At 62.9% G+C, this 17,195-nt stretch carries 18 protein-coding genes and 1 other RNA gene; 7 read left to right on the forward strand and 12 right to left on the reverse strand.

The features are described 5' to 3' along the window. Window positions 1-149: 149 nt before the first annotated feature. From IZ6_RS10615 to miaA, 3 genes are all read right to left on the reverse strand, one after another. Entirely contained in the window at window positions 150-800 is a 651-nt protein-coding gene (locus IZ6_RS10615) for an outer membrane protein (RefSeq protein WP_222875027.1), read from the reverse strand. Window positions 801-932: 132 nt separating this feature from the next. Then, window positions 933-1,577 (reverse strand): outer membrane protein, encoded by a 645-nt coding sequence (locus IZ6_RS10620; protein ID WP_222875028.1) that lies wholly within the window; start codon window positions 1,575-1,577, stop codon window positions 933-935. A gap of 125 nt (window positions 1,578-1,702) precedes the next feature. After that, complete coding sequence (miaA, locus tag IZ6_RS10625; RefSeq protein WP_222875029.1) at window positions 1,703-2,596, reverse strand: tRNA (adenosine(37)-N6)-dimethylallyltransferase MiaA; 894 nt, start codon at window positions 2,594-2,596, stop codon at window positions 1,703-1,705. Window positions 2,597-2,653: 57 nt separating this feature from the next. Here miaA and serB point away from each other — a divergent pair, with 57 nt between their 5' ends. Continuing rightward, a complete protein-coding gene (gene serB, locus IZ6_RS10630) occupies window positions 2,654-3,559 on the forward strand; it encodes a phosphoserine phosphatase SerB (protein WP_222875030.1) in 906 nt (301 codons plus the stop codon). Here serB and IZ6_RS10635 read toward each other — a convergent pair. The 7 genes from IZ6_RS10635 to IZ6_RS10665 all read right to left on the reverse strand — a co-directional run bounded on the left by IZ6_RS10635 (window position 3,540) and on the right by IZ6_RS10665 (window position 9,262). Continuing rightward, window positions 3,540-5,039 carry a Do family serine endopeptidase gene (locus tag IZ6_RS10635; RefSeq protein ID WP_222875031.1) on the reverse strand — a complete coding sequence of 500 codons (1,500 nt, stop codon included), beginning with the start codon at window positions 5,037-5,039 and terminating at the stop codon, window positions 3,540-3,542. The two genes, serB and IZ6_RS10635, sit on opposite strands and share 20 nt — an antisense overlap. Window positions 5,040-5,122: 83 nt before the next feature. Continuing rightward, on the reverse strand, window positions 5,123-5,308 hold the full coding sequence (locus IZ6_RS10640) for a DUF2065 domain-containing protein (protein ID WP_222875032.1): 186 nt from the start codon (window positions 5,306-5,308) through the stop codon (window positions 5,123-5,125). Continuing rightward, complete coding sequence (gene hflC, locus IZ6_RS10645; protein ID WP_222875033.1) at window positions 5,305-6,195, reverse strand: protease modulator HflC; 891 nt, start codon at window positions 6,193-6,195, stop codon at window positions 5,305-5,307. The genes IZ6_RS10640 and hflC overlap by 4 nt, the downstream gene beginning before the upstream one ends. Further along, on the reverse strand, window positions 6,192-7,352 hold the full coding sequence (gene hflK / locus IZ6_RS10650) for an FtsH protease activity modulator HflK (RefSeq protein ID WP_222875034.1): 1,161 nt from the start codon (window positions 7,350-7,352) through the stop codon (window positions 6,192-6,194). Before hflK ends, hflC begins: the two co-directional genes overlap by 4 nt. Before the next feature lie 106 nt (window positions 7,353-7,458). After that, window positions 7,459-7,989, reverse strand: coding sequence for a dihydrofolate reductase (locus tag IZ6_RS10655; RefSeq protein WP_222875035.1), 531 nt, complete (start codon window positions 7,987-7,989; stop codon window positions 7,459-7,461). Beyond that, on the reverse strand, window positions 7,986-8,471 hold the full coding sequence (locus IZ6_RS10660) for a GNAT family N-acetyltransferase (protein WP_222875036.1): 486 nt from the start codon (window positions 8,469-8,471) through the stop codon (window positions 7,986-7,988). The genes IZ6_RS10655 and IZ6_RS10660 overlap by 4 nt, the downstream gene beginning before the upstream one ends. Beyond that, the gene (locus IZ6_RS10665; RefSeq protein WP_222875037.1) at window positions 8,468-9,262 is read right to left on the reverse strand and encodes a thymidylate synthase; all 795 of its coding nucleotides are present in this window, start codon (window positions 9,260-9,262) and stop codon (window positions 8,468-8,470) included. Before IZ6_RS10665 ends, IZ6_RS10660 begins: the two co-directional genes overlap by 4 nt. Window positions 9,263-9,424: 162 nt before the next feature. On the opposite strand from IZ6_RS10665, the gene IZ6_RS10670 reads away from it, so the two are divergent. After that, window positions 9,425-9,784 carry a hypothetical protein gene (locus tag IZ6_RS10670; protein WP_222875038.1) on the forward strand — a complete coding sequence of 120 codons (360 nt, stop codon included), beginning with the start codon at window positions 9,425-9,427 and terminating at the stop codon, window positions 9,782-9,784. Window positions 9,785-9,875: 91 nt separating this feature from the next. On the opposite strand, the gene IZ6_RS10675 is transcribed toward IZ6_RS10670, so the two are convergent. Continuing rightward, complete coding sequence (locus IZ6_RS10675; RefSeq protein WP_222875039.1) at window positions 9,876-10,646, reverse strand: CPBP family intramembrane glutamic endopeptidase; 771 nt, start codon at window positions 10,644-10,646, stop codon at window positions 9,876-9,878. Window positions 10,647-10,732: 86 nt separating this feature from the next. Between IZ6_RS10675 and ssrA the strand changes: the two genes are divergently transcribed. The 5 genes from ssrA to IZ6_RS10700 all read left to right on the forward strand — a co-directional run bounded on the left by ssrA (window position 10,733) and on the right by IZ6_RS10700 (window position 13,589). Then, window positions 10,733-11,090, forward strand: a transfer-messenger RNA (tmRNA) gene (gene ssrA, locus IZ6_RS10680). A gap of 66 nt (window positions 11,091-11,156) precedes the next feature. Continuing rightward, complete coding sequence (locus IZ6_RS10685; RefSeq protein WP_222875040.1) at window positions 11,157-11,720, forward strand: SspB family protein; 564 nt, start codon at window positions 11,157-11,159, stop codon at window positions 11,718-11,720. 24 nt (window positions 11,721-11,744) lie between these two features. Next, the gene (gene fumC, locus IZ6_RS10690; RefSeq protein ID WP_222875041.1) at window positions 11,745-13,136 is read left to right on the forward strand and encodes a class II fumarate hydratase; all 1,392 of its coding nucleotides are present in this window, start codon (window positions 11,745-11,747) and stop codon (window positions 13,134-13,136) included. Then, on the forward strand, window positions 13,136-13,321 hold the full coding sequence (locus IZ6_RS10695) for a DUF4169 family protein (RefSeq protein ID WP_338054667.1): 186 nt from the start codon (window positions 13,136-13,138) through the stop codon (window positions 13,319-13,321). The genes fumC and IZ6_RS10695 overlap by 1 nt, the downstream gene beginning before the upstream one ends. A 10-nt stretch (window positions 13,322-13,331) precedes the next feature. Continuing rightward, window positions 13,332-13,589 carry a ribbon-helix-helix domain-containing protein gene (locus IZ6_RS10700; protein WP_222875043.1) on the forward strand — a complete coding sequence of 86 codons (258 nt, stop codon included), beginning with the start codon at window positions 13,332-13,334 and terminating at the stop codon, window positions 13,587-13,589. Here the strand turns inward: IZ6_RS10700 and IZ6_RS10705 are convergent. Next, window positions 13,532-17,140 carry an AsmA family protein gene (locus IZ6_RS10705; protein ID WP_222875044.1) on the reverse strand — a complete coding sequence of 1,203 codons (3,609 nt, stop codon included), beginning with the start codon at window positions 17,138-17,140 and terminating at the stop codon, window positions 13,532-13,534. The two genes, IZ6_RS10700 and IZ6_RS10705, sit on opposite strands and share 58 nt — an antisense overlap. Window positions 17,141-17,195: the final 55 nt, after the last annotated feature.

Raw genomic sequence — 17,195 nt, forward strand, 5'->3', positions numbered from 1 at the left:
ACGCGAGCCGCGGCAAAAGATGTATCCCCACGGCAACATGTGGGGAACTTCACAACTGCGCCTTGAACTCGCAGCACCCCACATTTGGCGCAAACGCAAAACCCCGCCCGGTCGCCCGGGCGGGGTTTAAAGCTCAGATCCGCAAAGGATCAGAAGTGGTAGGCGACGCCGCCGCGGACGATATGGCCTTCGAGGTCGACATCAACCGTACCAGCCGTATCGAATTCGATCTCGTCGCTTTCGATGCTGAAATAGGCGTATTCGATGCGGGCCGACCAGTGTTCCGAGAACTTGTGCTCGACACCCGCGCCGACCGTGAAGCCGAACGCCCAGTCGTCATCATCCTCGCCCGTGCCGACTTCATCCACCGAGATGATCGTGGTGGCGATACCGCCGGCCGCGTAGATCAGGGTGTTGTCGAAAGCAAAACCGACCTTCACGCGCGACAGGCCGAGGAAGTTGGCTTCGACATCGAGCTCGGGACCACCGACATCACCGAGGACGTCGTCTTCCTCGAGGCCGATATAGTTGAACGAGCTGTCGAGACCGAACACGAGATTGTCGGACTGCCAGTTGCGGCCGTAATAGGCACCGATGATGAAGTCATCGGATCCGAGATCGTCTTCGAACGCGCCGTCGTCGTTGTCGACATCAACGTCCTTGAAGGCATAGCCGCCGGCGATGCCGACGAAATAGCCCGACCAAACGTCAACGTTCTCAACGGGAGCGGCGTAGTCAGCGGCGACAGAGGCCGAAGTCATTGCCGCGAGTGCCGCGCCGGCAAGAAGAAGCTTTTTCACGAGAATCCCCCAAACTGTTGATTCTTGGTGAGACTAAGCCACTTCCTCAAAAATACATGTGCCCTGGGTGCAACAGCCGCCCAAAAGCGACTGCTGCCCCCAGGGTCACGTCCGTAAAACCGTCGAAGCGCCTCAGAAGTGGTAGGCGACGCCGCCCCGTACGATGTGACCTTCGATTTCGATATCGAGCGCGATCGTATCGTCGAAATCGAGTTCATCGGTTTCGATGTTGAAATAGGCGTATTCGATGCGGGCCGACCAATTGTCCGAGAATTTGTGCTCGACACCGGCGCCGACCGTCCAGCCGAACGCCCAATCGTCGTCATCGATATCGTCGGTGATATCATCCACTTCGATATAGGTCGTGGCGAGACCGCCCGCGGCATAAAATAGAGTATTATCAACAGCGTAGCCGACTTTCAGGCGTGACAGGCCGAGGAAGTTGGCTTCCGCGTTGAGTTCGGGATCGTCGTCAAGGATGTCGTCCTCTTCCATCCCGACATAGTTGAAGCTGCTGTCGAGGCCGAAGACGAAATCGCCGGACTGCCAGTTGCGGCCGTAATAGGCGCCGATGATGAAGTCGTCGGAGTTGAAATCGTCTTCAAGCGTGCCGTCTTCGAAATCGTAGCTGACTTCTTTCCACGCATAGCCGCCGGCGATACCGACAAAGAAGCCGCTCCATACATCCACATCTTCGATCGGAGCCGGATAATCGGCCGAGACCGAGGCCGTCGTCATTGCCGCGAGAGCCGCGCCAGCTAAAAGAATTCGCCTCATGGTGGAGCCTCCCAAAACCATTCCACCAAGTTGTAAATCATGATGCCCTCTCAGGATGTAGTTGCGACGCAACACAACCACGATTTCGACAGCTTTCCGCCACCGTCCAAGCTGTTCAAAACGGCTCAGAATTTTGCCAGAATCGCTTCGGACGGCAGGTGAGCCCAATCTCCTAACCTGTTGCGGAACCAGGTTTCCTGCCGTTTAGCATATTGCCGTGTCTGGGTGATGGAATGGGCAATCGCCTCGTCGCGGCCGAGCCCGCCGCGCAGATGAGCCAGGAGCGGCACAACGCCGATGGCCTTCATGGCCGGCAAAGACGGGGCGAGATTGCGTTCTCCCAGGGCCCGAATCTCCTCCAAAGCCCCGTTTTCGACCATTCCGGCGAATCGTCCGGCGATCCGCTCGCGCAGCGCGGTGCGGTCGACGGTGAGCACAAACTTTGCCGCGGCGGCCGGGTCGATCAGCGGTGTGCCCGCCTGCTCCTGCCAGCGCGCCAAAGAGATCCCCGTGGAATCAATGACTTCCAGAGCCCGGACGATGCGCTGGGTATCAGACGGACGAAGCCGCGCCGCCATATCCGGATCGCGGCGGGCAAGTTCGGCATGCAGTGCGGGAGCATCCCGCGCCTGCGCACGCCAAAATTCGCGCACCTCCGGCTCGATCTCCGGGGTTGTGGATAACCCCTGGATCAGAGCTTCGAAGTACAGCCCGGTGCCACCGGCAAAGATCAGCGGCCGGCCGGACGGCTCGCGCAGCAGGGTTTCGACATCGGCCCGGTAGCGCGCCGCCGAATAGGGCTCGGCGGCGTCGACATGGCCGTAGAGGAGATGCGGCGCCCTCGCCTCGTCCTCGGCTGAGGGGCGCGAGGAGAGGATATGAAGGTCGCGGTAGACCTGCATGCTATCGGCATTGACCACCGTCCCGCCGAGCTTCTCGGCCAGCGATAGAGCCAGGGCCGACTTGCCGCTCGCAGTCGGCCCGGCGATGAAGATGAGGTCCGGGCGCCCGTCTGCCATGTTAACTCCCGCCGCCATTTACTCGACTCCCGAGGCGAAGGGTTTATAGCAGCGCCCATGCTCCACATCGCCACGCTGACCGCGAACCCAAAAAATCCGGTGATCGAGCCCGGACTGCTGGCCAAGGTCTCCGCCGTCCTGCCGGGGGCCCGGCCCCCTGTCGTTCTGGCGCCGGGAATTGCGGCCGAGATCCCGTTCACCGCGACGGGGATCGAAACCCGTGACCTTGCGGGCATTGCCCGCATCGCTCTCGAAGGCGCCGCCGCCGACCTCAATCTCCTGCCGGCCGAGGAACGGCGCAAAGGCCTCCTTCTCGCCGACATGGATTCGACCATGATCGAGCAGGAATGCCTCGATGAGCTGGCCGATCTCGTTGGGCTTAAGGAACATGTCGCGGCGATCACCGAACGGACCATGCGCGGCGAGCTGGAATTCGAGCCGGCTTTGCGCGAGCGCGTCGCGCTGCTGAAGGGCTTGAAGCTCGACCGGATCGGCAGCGTCATCGATGAGCGCATCAGCCTGATGCCCGGCGGGAGGGTGCTTGTTGCGACCATGCGGGCGCACGGCGCCCGCACCGCGCTTGTTTCAGGCGGCTTTACTTTGTTCACGGCGCCGATCGCCACGCGGATCGGTTTTGACGAACAGCGCGGCAATGTTCTCGATCATGACGGCTCGGCGCTTTCCGGCACCGTCTCCGATCCTATTCTCGGACGCGACGCCAAGCGCGCGGCGCTGATCGAGCTGCGCGGCAAGCTCAAGCTCACCGCCTCGCAGACGCTCGCGGTCGGCGATGGCGCCAACGATCTTGCGATGCTTGAGGAGGCGGGGCTCGGCGTTGCGTTCCGCGCCAAGCCCGCGGTCTCGGCGGCCGCAGGCGCGCGGATCGAATACGGAGATCTGACGGCCCTGCTCTATCTGCAGGGCTACCGGAAAGACGAATTCGTCACTTCAGCGGCACTCTGAGATAACGCATCTCGGCGGCGGGATTGGCAATCAGCGCAAGCGCGCTCGATTGACCTTCCTTCTTCATCTGCGCGAGCCTCTGCGTGAGCTCTTCGAGATTTGCGACCTTCTTCTGGCCGATCTCGACAATGGTTTCGCCGATCCTGAGATTTGCGTCTTTCAGCGGCGATTCCGGGCGCACGGCGACGATGACGACGCCGTTATCGATCGTCGGATCGATCTTGAATCGGCTGCGCGTGTCATCGTTCAGGGGCGCAACATCAAGGCCGAGAATTTGGCCGGTCGCGGCCGGCGGCGCCGCAGGCTTTTCCTCGGCGGGCTTTGCCGGTTCGGCCGGCTCTTCGAGCCGTGCGATCCTGATCTTCGTCTTGATCTCCTGGCCGTCGCGCCAGATCAGCACCTCGACATCGCGGTCGATGCCCGCGTCCGCAACAAAGCGCTGCAGCGCGCGCGAGGTCGAAACGGGCTTGCCGTCGAAGGACAGGACGACATCGCCCTTCTTGATGCCGGCATGATCCGCCGGACCCTTTTCGACGGTCTGCGCGATCAGCGCACCCTGCACATTCTTCATTGCGAGACGCTTGGCGATTTCTTCGGGCACATCCTGGATGCGCACCCCGATATAGCCGCGGCGCGTTTCGCCGAATTCGAGCAGCTGCGCGACAACGGGGCGGAACGCCGATGTCGGCACCGCAAAGCCGATACCGACCGAGCCGCCCGTCGGCGACAGGATCGCGGTGTTGACGCCGACGACCTCGCCCGCAAGGTTGAACAGCGGGCCGCCCGAATTGCCTTTGTTGATGGAGGCGTCGGTCTGGATGAAATTGTCGTATTTACCGGTGCGCATATCGCGGTTGCGGCCCGAGACGATGCCCGATGTCGCCGACAGGCCGATGCCGAACGGATTGCCCATCGCGAGCACCCATTCGCCGACACGCAGCTTTTCCGGATCGCCGAATGCGACGGGCTTCAGCGGCCCGACCGGCTTCACCTTCAGCACCGCGACATCGATCTCTTTGTCCTTGCCGACAACTTCGGCGGCGAGCTTGGTGCCGTCGTTGAAGACGACTTCGACACGGTCCGCACCATCAACGACGTGGAAATTGGTGACGATGGTGCCGGCAGCATCGATGACGAAGCCGGAGCCCTCGCCCGTCGGCCGCGACTGGTTTTCGCCGCGCTGCTGGCGCTCGAAGAAATCGTCGAAGAACTGATCGAGCGGCGCATCGGGCGACAATTCGGGCGCCGGCGCCTTCTGATCCTCGGGACCGGCATCGACATTCTGCGCCGTCGAGATCAGGACGACGCTGTCGATCACCTGATCGATGACATCGGCGATGCCGTCAGGGCCGCGCGGAGCGGGCGGCGATTGCGACTGTGATTGCGCGGAGGCAGGCCCGAGCGCAAGCGCGAAGGCGAGGAAAAGGCCGCCGGCAAGAGCCGTGAAGCGACCGCGGAACGGGTACGACAAAAGCGACATTCACAAGCCTCGGCCTAAAGCCTAGCCAAGGCTGCGCCGGCATGGAAGCCCTGCTTTATCGCTATCTCGCCCTTAACGTGGATCTATCTGCGAACAAACCAGACGATCGCGATTCCGATCACGGCGGAAACAAGGCCGACCACCCTCAATTTGGCCGACGGCGTCTCCGCCGCTGTCATCATGGCGGCGCGCGTCAGATTCGGAAAAGCCGCCGAGACCACGCCCTCAATGACGAGGACGAGCCCCAACGCGGCCAGAAAATCCGTCACTGCCCCGACGCCTTGGCCGGCGGCGCACCGGACGGAAACCGGAAGTAGCGGAAGAATTCCGAATCCGGGCTCAGCACGAGACGTGTGTCGCCGACGAGACTCTGCTCATAGGCCTGCATGGAGCGGTAGAAGGAGAAGAAGTCCTTATCCTGGCTGTAGGCCTCGGCGAAAATGCCGTTCCGCGTACCATCGCCCTCACCGCGCACGCGCTCGGCGTCGCGATTGGCTTCGGCAAGGATGACAACGACATCGCGATCGGCTTTCGCACGGATGCGCTGCGCGGCTTCCTGGCCTTGCGCGCGGAACTCGGCCGCTTCGCGCTGCAGAGCGGTCTGCATCCGCGTATAGACGGCCTGGCTGTTGGCATCCGGCAGGTCGGCCCGGCGGATTCGCACATCGACGATTTCGATGCCGCGCTCCTTGGCCTTCTGGTTCACCTCTTCCTTGATCTGCGCCATCAGCTCGCTGCGCCGGTCACGCACGACGTTCTGGAAGGTCGATGCACCGACATAGTTCCGCAGCGCCGATTCAAGGAAATTGTCGAGCTGATTGTTGGCGATCTCGACCGTCTTCAGCGACTGATAGAAGAGCAGCGGATTGATGATGCGGTAACGCGCGAAGGCATCGACGATCAGACGCTTCTGATCGGCGGCGACGACTTCCTTTTCCGCAAGATCGAGCGCGAGGATGCGCTTGTCGATACGCACCACCGTATCGATGAACGGCAGTTTGAAATTCAGGCCGGGTTCCTGAACGATCTTGATCAGCTGGCCGAAGCGCAGGACGAGCGCCTGATCGGTCTGGCTGACGGTGAAAACCGAACTGAAGCCGATATAGGCGGCCACGGCGAGGAGAATGGCGGCGATGCCGCCGGCAAGGCCTTTCATCGGGCAACTCCCGTGGGATTGGCAGGACGCGGCTGCTGGGAAGACGGCGAGGACGCAGGCGGTATCGTGCGCGGCTGCAGATCGTTCAGCGGCAGGAAAGGCACGACGCCCGACGAGGTTGCCGACGAATCCAGAATGATCTTGCCGGTGCCCTGGAACACGCGCTCCATGGTTTCGAGGAACATGCGCTCGCGCGTGACCTCGGGCGCCTTCTTGTATTCGGTGAAGATCGAGTTGAAGCGGTCGGCGGCGCCGCGCGCTTCGTTGACGACGCGTTCGCGATAGCCTTCGGCCGTTTGCTGGACCTGAGCCGCCGCGCCGCGCGCTTCGGGAACGACGCGGTTGGCGTAAGACTGAGCTTCGTTCTGCACGCGCTCCTGGTCGGCACGCGCCGCCTGGATGTCGCGGAAGCTGTCGATGACCTGATCGGGCGTTTCGACCTTCAGCAGCTGAACCTGGATGATCTCGACGCCGGACAGGTACTCGTCGAGCGTCTTCTGCATCAGTTCCTGCACGGAGCGGCCGATGTTCTGACGGCCTTCCGTCAGCGCGGAGTTCAGATCGGAGCGGCCGATGACTTCGCGCATCACGCTTTCGGCGACGGCGCGCACGGTCGCTTCCGGATTTTGGATGTTGAAGAGGAAATCGGCGGCGCCGCCGAGTTTGATTTTCCACTGCACCGCGAAATTGACGTCGACGATGTTTTCGTCGCCGGTCAGCATCAGGCTTTCCTGCGGCACTTCGCGAACGCCAATATTGCGCTCCGCCTGGCCTTCGCGGCGAATGCCGACTTCAAGCCGGCGGTTCTGCAGCACATTGGCGATGATCACGCTCTCGACGGGATAGGGCAGATGATAATGAAGGCCCTCGCCCACCGAACGCACATGCTTGCCGAAACGCAGCACGACGCCCTGCTCGCCCTGGTTCACCTGGAAGATGCCCGAGGCGCTCCAGAAGACGAGCAGCGCAATGACGCCGAGAATGATGCCGCGGCCGCCGCCGAAGAAGCCGCCGGGCATGACCTTCTTCAGCCGGTCCTGGCTGCGGCGGAGGATTTCATCGAGATCCGGAGGCCGCTGATTGGACGGGCCGCCGCCCCACGGGCCGGGATTGGGGCGCCAGGGGCCGCCGCCACCACTCTGATTACTCCAGGGCATTGAAATCCTTCCCTAAACCGGACGGGGTCGCCGGTACATCCGCTTATGTGCTGGACCTTGTAGAGGACGGCAAGGTGGAGGATCAACCGAAACCGGTCAAATCACGTCACGTCACATCGGATGAGGCCCGCGGCACATACTCGACATAGGAGAAGGCGTGGTCGTCCTTTTCGCCGGCCTGATGCTTTGTCCGGCTCTCCTCGACCCATTGGCCGGGGTCGAGCTCAGGGAAAAAGGCGTCGCCCTGAGGCTTTGCATGGATTTCCGTGACATGGATGCGATGGGCTTCATTAAGCATCTGGCGGAAGATCTCGCCGCCGCCGATCACCGCCACCTCATCGCTCCGTAGTTCTACGGCGAGCTGGCGGGCCCTCTCGAGCGCCGCCTCGGTGGAATGGACGACATGGGCGCCCTCGGCATGAAAATTCGGATCTTGCGTCACAACCACGCTTTCGCGGCCGGGCAACGGCTTGCCGATCGACTGAAACGTCTTGCGGCCCATGATCATCGGCTTGCCCCAGGTCAGCGCCTTGAAGCGCTTGAGATCGGAGCGGACATGCCAGGGCATGACATTGTCTTTGCCGATGACGCGGTTCTCGGCCATCGCAACGACGAAGATGACGGAGGGCTCGTTCATGCCCGCGTGCTCCCGAGTTTTTCGAGCGCATCTCCCGACACGCGGCAGATGGTCCATTCGTCCTTCAGTTCGGCGCCCATGGCTTTGTAGAAATCGATCGACGGCGTGTTCCAGTCGAGCACCGACCATTCGAACCTTGTCAGCCCCTCCTCGACGCAGCGCTGGGCGAGACGCGCCAGAAGCGCCTTGCCGATGCCTTTGCCGCGAAGTTCAGGCCGCACATACAAATCTTCGAGATAGATGCCGCAGCGGCCGCGGAAGGTCGAAAAATTATAGAACCAGAGTGCAAGCCCAGCCGCCTCGCCGTTCCATTCGGCGATGTCGCAAAACGCGCGCGGCTTTTCGCCGAAAAGTTCGCGGTCGATCATCTCTTCCGTCGCGTCCACCTCGTGCAGCAGCTTCTCGTAGACGGCGAGTTCGCGCACAAGGCCAAGAACTAGCCCGGCCTCACCTGGCCGGGCGGGACGGATGGAAAGGCTCACACCGCCACCGGCGCTTTAATGGCGGGATGCGGATCGTAATTTTCGATGGCGATGTCTTCGAATTTGAACGCGAAGAGATCTTTCACCGCCGGATTGAGCTTCAGCTGCGGCAGCGGCCGCGGCGTGCGGGAGAGTTGCTCGCGGGCCTGATCGAGATGATTGAGATAAAGATGCGTGTCGCCGAAGCTATGAACGAACGTGCCGGGCTTTAACCCTGTCACCTGCGCCATCATGTGCGTGAGCAGCGCATAGGACGCGATGTTGAACGGCACGCCGAGAAACAGATCGGCCGAACGCTGATAGAGCTGGCACGAAAGCTTGCCGTCGGCGACGTAGAACTGAAACAGGCAATGACACGGCGCGAGCGCCATCTTGTCGAGATCGGCCGGGTTCCAGGCGGTCACGATCATGCGCCGCGAATTCGGATTGCTTTTAATCTCGTGCAGCACCTGCGCGATCTGATCGATGGTCTGGCCGTCCGGCGCCGCCCAGGAGCGCCATTGCTTGCCGTAGACAGGACCGAGATCGCCGTTCTCGTCCATCCACTCGTCCCAGATGGTGACGCCGTTGTCGTGCAGATAGCGGACATTGGTATCGCCGGCGAGGAACCACAGCAGTTCATGGATGATCGACCGCAAATGGACTTTCTTGGTCGTGACCAGCGGGAAGCCTTCGCTGAGGTCGAACCGCAGCTGCGCCCCGAACACCGACAATATTCCGGTGCCGGTGCGGTCGCCCTTGCGAACGCCCTCCGCCAAAATCCGCTGCATCAGGTCGAGATAGGCCTGCATTCGAAATCCTTCCGGCCTCGAATATAGCGATGCGATCGCCCGATTCCGACCTTTTGACCCCGTTTCTGAACAGAAAGTCAGACCTTGCGTTCAGACCGGGTTCAGCCCCCTCCGAATAAAAGGAAAGTCCAAGCAGGGCTAGGACTTAAGGAGGAGGATATTATGCGTAAGATTCTTGCAGGCGCGCTGGTTGCGACGACGCTCGGCCTCGGGCTCGCGGCGGTTGCGGCGCCCGCCCCGGCGAGCGCCCAGGGCATCGTCATCACCCCGAACGGCATCCGCATCTATCCCGGCGACAAGGATTACGACCGCTGGGACCGCCGCTACCGCCGCAATGTCGACCGCGGCGACGCCATCTTCATCGCCCGCCGCAACGGCGTCGGCGAAGTCCGCCGCGTGACCCACAATCGCGGCGACTGGGTGGTCATCGGCGATGCCCGCCGCGGCCCCGGCTTTCTGCGAGTGCGGATCGACGACCGCACCGGCCGGGTGATCCAGGTGAGCCGCGTGGTTCGCTATTAAAGAGAAGTGCGTCGGGCGCGTCTGTTCTGCGACGCGTGGCTGACGTGTGAAGGGGCGGGAGCGCAAGCTCCCGCCTTTTTCTTTGGACCCGTCAGACGACGAGCCCGGCGCAGGCGATGGTGTTGAAGACCGCGTGGATGAGGATCGGCGCATAGATGCCGCCGGTCTTCTCGCGCAGCCAGCCGAGCAGGAACGCCGATGGCAGGACGATGAGAGCGTAGAGCCCCGTCGGCTCGAAATGCATGGCGGCGAACAGAACCGAGCTGAGAACGAGCGCCCAGGCAAAGCCCCAGCGTTCGCGAACGGCGGTAAAAACAAACCCGCGGAAGACAAGTTCTTCGGCGAGCGGCGCGCCGATGACGGCGGCGATGATCGATAGAATGAGCGCCGTGTTTTCAGGCAGCGCCGCCGTGTTCTCGCTCGGCAGCGCGCCGAGTTCGGCGACGACCGGAAAGGTCGAGCTCAGCCAGAACTCGAAGCAAACCGTCAGCGCCACGCAGACGGCGGCAATGAGGAGCGGCCGCAGCGGGAACGCTCCGCCGATGGCAAGGATGCGCCGGACATTGCCGCGCAGGGCTGAAATGCCGAGGATCATGGCGATGGTGAACGGCGCCGACAGCACCATCACCAGAGCTTCGATCCGCTGGCCGGCGGCACCCGTGAGTTCAGCGCCAGTCTGTTCAAAAAAGGCGGCAGGTCCGTTCGGATCGAGATTTGCGGCGACACCCACCGCGGCAATGGCGGCGATAAACGTCGCCAACAGGGTGGCGAGCGGGCCGACAATCAGAGCCGTGACGGGACCGAAACTGCGGGTGAAGTCCGGGGCCGCCGGGCGGTAGCCCATATCGATCGCAAGACTCATTGAAAAAGCTCCTGTTTCACCCCTGCAGGAGCTTGGTCGCCCCAAGCCCATAAAACGTTCAAATGTGAGGGAAACTCCCTCCTTCAGCCTTTGCTTTGAGGGGTTTCAGAACCTATATTCAAAGGTGCCGGCTTCGGCCGGCTATGGTGATAAACGGCCTTCGTAATAAGCCATTCGGACCCGGGGGCAGTACCCGGCGCCTCCACCAGAACCCATCCGTGCGGTGGGCTGTGGCGGGGGCGAAACAGGATCGACGAGGGTGTAAAAGTTGCGCTTTTGCCCGGCATTGTACCGCCGTTACAGGGCTAACTTATAGTTGCCAACGACAACTATGCTCCGGTGGCCGTCGCTGCGTAATGCAGTGCCGGTATCGGTATTAAAGTCCTGATTGGCTAGCACCTTTTAGGCGGGGTTCGGAGGCACCTGGCAACAGAAGCCTCCACTTTCGTTTTGCTTCGGCCTGCCCGGGGCATTGCAAAGGACTATCGGACAAGGGTATCGCGGCAGGGCATGACGACCGACCTCATCCGTTACGATCTTCTGGCGCAGGAAGCGCTCCGCGGCGTCGTGCGCCGCGTGCTCGAAGATGTGATGCGCACCGGCGTTCCGGGCGAGCACCATTTCTACATCTCCTTCAACACGGAATATCCGGGCGTGAAAATCTCGCCGCGCCTGCGCGAGAAATATCCCGAGGAGATGACCGTCATATTGCAGCATCAGTTCTGGGATCTTGTGGTCAGCGAGCACGGCTTTGAAGTCGGCCTGTCCTTCTCCAACGTTCCGGAAAAACTGTATGTACCTTTCGACGCTATCACCGGCTTCTTCGATCCGTCGGTGAAATTCGGTCTGAAATTCGAGCCGCTGAGCCAGCAGGCCGAAGACAAACCGGCAAAGCCCGCAGCTCCCGCTTCGCGCGATGTGCCGCGCGGCGCCGCATCCGAACCCGAGATTTCTCCGCCAAGCCGCCGCAAGACCGACAAGGCGCCCAAGGACGAAAAGATTGCCGCCGGTGAAGACGCCACCGACGACAAGGGGGCTGAAATCGTCAGCCTCGATAAATTCCGCAAAAAATAACGCCGCTGCTGGAGGGCGGTCCATATGTCCAAGACGCGTAGCGAGACGGATACGTTCGGCCCCATCAATGTCGCCGACGACCGCTATTGGGGCGCCCAGGCGCAGCGCTCTCTCGGCAATTTCAAGATCGGCTGGGAAAAGCAGCCTCTGCCCGTCGTGCGCGCGCTCGGCATCGTCAAGCGCGCCGCCGCCGAAGTGAATATGGATCTCGGCCGGCTCGACCCCAAAGTCGGCAAGGCTGTCGTCGATGCGGCCCAGGAAGTCATCGAGGGCAAGCTCGACGACCATTTCCCGCTCGTTGTCTGGCAGACGGGCTCCGGCACGCAATCGAACATGAATGCCAACGAGGTCATCTCGAACCGCGCCATTGAAATGCTCGGTGGCGAGAAGGGCTCGAAGAAGCCGGTTCATCCGAACGACCACGTCAATATGAGTCAGTCCTCGAACGACACCTACCCCACGGCGATGCACATCGCCTGCGCGGAAGAGATCGTTCACCGCCTCATCCCTGCCCTACAGACGCTGCGCAATGCGCTGAACGATAAGGCGCAGAAATGGCAGAAGATCATCAAGATCGGCCGCACCCACACGCAGGATGCGACGCCGCTGACGCTCGGCCAGGAATTCTCCGGCTATACCCAGCAGGTGCAGAACGGCATTGAGCGCATCGAGCAGACGCTGCCGAAGCTGATGCAGCTCGCCCAGGGCGGCACCGCGGTGGGCACCGGGCTCAACGCGCCGAAGGGTTTCGACAAGGCGGTCGCCGACAAGATCGCGTCGATCACCAAACTGCCCTTCACCACCGCGCCGAACAAATTCGAAGCGCTGGCCGCGCACGATGCCATGGTGTTCTCGCACGGCGCGATCAACACAGTCGCCGCGAGCCTCTTCAAGATCGCCAACGATATCCGCTTCTTGGGTTCGGGTCCGCGCTCGGGTCTCGGCGAACTCTCGCTGCCGGAAAACGAACCGGGCTCCTCGATCATGCCGGGCAAGGTGAACCCGACGCAGTCCGAAGCCCTGACGCAGGTCTGCGTGCAGATTTTCGGCAATCACGCCGCGATCACCTTCGCCGGCAGCCAGGGCCATTTCGAACTGAACGTCTTCAACCCGGTGATGGCCTATAATTTCCTGCAATCGGTGCGCCTGATGGCGGACGCCGCCGTCTCGTTCACCGAGAACTGCGTGACCGGCATCGAACCGCGCGAAGACAATATCAAGGCGGCGCTCGACCGTTCGCTGATGCTCGTCACGGCGCTCGCGCCGAAGATCGGCTATGACAATGCGGCCAAGATCGCCAAAACCGCGCACAAGAACGGCACGACGCTCCGCGAGGAAGCCGTCGGCGGCGGCTATGTCACCGACAAGGAATTCGACGAAGTGGTGCGCCCCGAAAAGATGATCGGTCCCGATTGATGGCCGACATCGTCAATCTCAACCGCTTCCGCAAGGACAAAGAGCGCGCTGAGAAGGCCGCCAAAGCGGTGGAGAACCGTGCGGCGCACGGGCGCACGAAGGCTTCCAAAACGGCCGACACAGCGCGCGAGAAAAAGGCGAAGACCAAACTCGATCAGCACCGTCTCGACAAAGACGAGACGTGACGGTGATAACGTGACGGGCGGTGTCATCAAACGCTCGATCGAGATCGCCGGCCACCGGACTTCGGTGACGCTCGAAGACGCTTTCTGGAACGGGTTGCGCGATATTGCGACGGCACGCGGGTCAAGCGTGCGTAGCCTTGTGGCCGAGATCGACGCCGGGCGCGGCGAACACAATCTGTCTTCGGCGGTCCGGCTGTTTGTGCTCGCTTATTATCGCGACGAGGCTTCCGGCACGACGGGCCGCCGCAAGAAATCGAGCGGCGACTGAGATTTTGTGCTGCCGCTGCGCGGCGGCACCTCGGCCTTCGACCCTTTCGGCATCGTATCGACCGGCGGCGGCAGATCGCCGAGCGGAATATCGCCGGTCGCTTCGCGAATGGCTTTCAGGCGCGCCGCCTCTTCCTGTTCGACTTTCAGGCGCTGTTCCTCGACAAGACGCCGCGCTTCCTCTTCGGCCGCCTTCTTCTCGCGCTCGCGGCGCTCGACTTCCATCTGCTCGACCCGCTTGATCTCGCGCTCGACGGCGCGCACGGCAAGCGCATTGGCAAAGGCGGTCGTTTCGGTGCTGCGCACCGGCGCGCCCCAGGCGCCCGACAAAGTGATATCGGCCGGGGGAATTTCGGCGTCGGGAATATCGCTCAGAACTTTCGGCCGCATCACGAGTTCCGCGGCGATCTGGCGGGCGGCGAGATCGAGCGTGCCGGAGGCGGTCGCGGTGACGAGGGGCGCGGTAATCGCCGCATTGCCGATGCGCACGACACCCGAAGCAATCGTGAAGGCCGATGAGATTTCCGAAACGTCGAGATTGGCCATGGCCAGTTCCTCGCCGAAACGGCGGCCGACATCGAGCGGATTGGGCGGCGTCGGCAGGTTTTCCGTGGCGATGAGCGTGCGCTCGAACGCGCCGGCATCGAGCGAGCTCAGTTCGGCATTTTTCAGCGTAAAGCTGCCGCTGCCGGTCAATCCCGAAACGACGCTCGCAATGTTCGGGCCCGAGCCCAGCATATCGGCGTTGAGATCGAGCGTGCCTTTTGCGGCGGGAGTCGATGCCCCGCCCCAGACGAACCGGTTAAGCGCAACGCCCTCGACGGCAAGACGCCCGGCCAGCGACAGATCCTCACCGCCGCGGCGGATGGCAAAGCTTGATTTCAGTGTTCCTTCGGTGAGCCTGGCTTCGGCGTCCTGAACGGCAAATTCGTTGCGGCCGAGAACGAGATTGAACTTCGCTGCCGTGCCGGTGATGCCGGGGGTGATTTCAAGCGCGTCGGTACGAACAGCAACGCGCCCCTCAAGACCCGACAACACACCGGGACCGGCCGCGCCTGTCGGCCAGCCGGCCGTGTCCGGTTCGTTCAGAGCGAGCGGGCCGAGCGCAAGGCCGGCAAGTTCCGAAATGCTGAGCGAGGCGATCTCGAGCGAGCCGCGCAGGCCCGATTTGCCGTAGCCGAGATCGCCCTTCAGCGCGCGGCCCTGAATGAGGCCGGCGAGGCGCGTGACATCGAACCCCTTCTCGCCATAGCCGACATCGCCGCCGATCGAGACGGGCAGCGTCGGCAGGCTTGCCGGCGGCGCGCGGCCGAAGAGAACCGCATAGCGCCCGGCATCGTCCAGAACGAGATCGAGACGGCCACCGAGTTCCTTGCCGTCCTTGTCTTCGGTCCGGCCCTTGAAGGAGAGCGTGTCGGCGGCGGCGGCAAGTTTGATATCGACCTCAGCGCCCTTGGCCGGATCGCCGTCGAGCATGGCTTCCAGCGTCGCCTGGCCGAAACTCTCAACCGCAATCGCCGGAAGGCCGAGCTGGCCGAAGAGGCGCGCGCCATCGGCCGCCGATGCGTTGAGTCGCGCCTTGACGATACCGGACAGCGCGAACTTCGTGCCCGCCGCATCGAACTCGATGGCGGTACCGCCGAGCGTGCCGGAAATCTTCGCCGTAGCGCCGCCGCCCGACGAATCGAAGACCGCGCTCAGCGCCGCGGGCGCCAGCAGCGACGCGCGGGCGCCGACGGCGTCGGCAAGTGAGGGCGGCAATGCGCTGGCGCGCAGAACCTGAACGAGGCCGTTGAGATTGCCGGCATCGATCCTGGCTTCGAGGCGGCCCAAGGGCTTGCCGTCTTTTTCAGACAGACGCCCGGTCGCCGCGATCTTCGCGCCACCGAGATCGGCAATCGACAGGCGGCGGATATCGAGCGCGCCCGAGGCCAAAGTCAGATCGGCATCGACGCGCGACCAGTCGACCTTTGCGTAAGTGAGTTTGCCGACGCTGAGCGCAAGTTCGATATCGGTGCCGGAGGCATTGCCGGTGCGCCCGGCAAACGCAAAGAGACGCGCGGCATCGAGCGCATCGAGATCGAGCTTCTGCGCGCGGATGCGCGCTTCGAGGCGGTTGCGGTCCTGACCGCCGGTGAAGGCAAGCCGGCCTTTGACGTCCGCGCCGTCGATAGCGGCGACGATATCTTCCAGAGCGTAAGAGCCGGGACGCGCGGCGAGCGTCGCTTCCAGCTTCAGCGATTTCAGAGCAACGGGCGTGCGCGGATTGCCGAGACCCTCGAGCCAATGCAGCGAGGCGCCGACATTGGGCGCATCGATCCGAAGACCGCCATTGAAACGCGGCTCGTCTTTGCGCGCCATCAGCGCGCCGGAAGCATCGAGCTGCGCGCCGCCGGGGGCGCGCAGAGTGAGATTTTCAATCGTCCAGCCGCCGGGGGCCGAGGCCGCCTGCAGCTTGACGTTCTGAACGAGATCGCCGCCGAGATTGAGATTTTCGATATCGGCGAAAACGCGCAGCGGCACCGCCATGTCTTCGGTCAGCGCAAAACGGTCGGCGACCGTGGTCAGCGCTTCGATCGGCGAAACCGGCGGCGCATCCTTCGGCCGGCCGAGCGTGCGGTCGATATCGACGGTGCGGCCCTTCAGGCGCACTTCGGCGGAGGCTTTCGGCCCGAACACAATGCCGAGCCCGCCGGCAAGCCTGAGCTCGCGGCCGGTCGCGCCATGCTCGAATTCCACCTTGTCGGCTTCGAGACGGCGGATATCGGCCTTCACTTCGCCGGCAATCTTCCACGGCTCGCGCGCCGGCTGGCCTTCGGCCGCCGCCGTCTGCACCAAGGAGCCCTTGCCGTCGAATTGCGGCTTGGAAGACAGGAGGACGGTGCCATCGAGATTGAGCGAGGGGCTTTCGGGGCTCTGCACCGAAATCGACACCTGGCCGAGACCGGCCGGATCAAAGCGCCCGGTCGTGATGTGCAGATTGTAGGGACGCCCGGCGATCTTGCCCGCGGCATCGAGCTTCAGCGGGCCGACCAGCGACGAGGCATTGCCCTGCAGCGCGAATTCCTCGATTGCGAAATTCCGGTTGGCGGCGGGATCGGCGACGGTGATGCGCGAGTTTTCGATATTGAGATCGGCAATCGCGATGGCGTCGAGATCGTCATGGCCCATGCCGGCGGCAAGCGGCAGCGCAATTTCGCCATCGGCGGAGAGCGAGGCTTTCAGATCGGCGCCCACGACATTAAGTCGCGAGACTTCATATTCGCCGCGCAGCAGCGGCATTAGCGCAAGATCGAGCTCGAAGCTGTCGGCGGTGAATTTCGAGGCCGCCCATTCGTCGCCAGCGACGACCTGGCCGAACCTGATGCGCGGGGACGGCAGAAGGCGCGCCTCGACATCGCCGCGCACGCTGACGGGCACGCCGAGAATGCGGCTCGCCTGCCGCTCGAACGCCTCACGGTGATCGCCCCAATCGATGAAGAACGGCCCGATCAGGGCTGTCGCCAGCGCGAGGACGATCGCGAGGCCCAATCCGGTCAAAGTGTGATTCACGCCCTACCCCGGTCCCGCTTCCTTAAGCGTAGGAGATTATGCCGCCATGATGGTC

Origin of the sequence: Terrihabitans soli, from assembly GCF_014191545.1 — a bacterium.
Taxonomy (GTDB): domain Bacteria; phylum Pseudomonadota; class Alphaproteobacteria; order Rhizobiales; family Methylopilaceae; genus Flaviflagellibacter; species Flaviflagellibacter soli.